A 213-nucleotide genomic window follows, 5' to 3' on the forward strand; every position below is an offset into this window, starting at 1 on the left:
TCACCGCTGTCAGGCACGGTTTGCCATTGACCATTTTCAAGCTTGTACTGGAAGTTGCCGAGGTCATCGTTTTCTGTGTCACCGGCATTAAAGACCAGCTTGACGGTCACATCGGTGTCCGCTTTGTTGTCGAGTGAGACGGTGTACTTGGCGTTCTTGCCTTCGTTGACCTCGGTCTTGCCGTCGATAGACACGGTCGGGCGGTCATCGTCC

At 54.5% G+C, this 213-nt stretch carries 1 protein-coding gene; it reads right to left on the bottom strand.

From position 1 onward, the window contains the following. A partial coding sequence (locus tag RN22_RS25360) for an immunoglobulin-like domain-containing protein (protein ID WP_046308527.1) occupies positions 1-213 on the bottom strand: 213 nt, incomplete at both ends.

It is taken from the genome of Grimontia sp. AD028 (assembly GCF_000973155.1).
Taxonomy (GTDB): Bacteria; Pseudomonadota; Gammaproteobacteria; order Enterobacterales; family Vibrionaceae; genus Enterovibrio; species Enterovibrio indicus.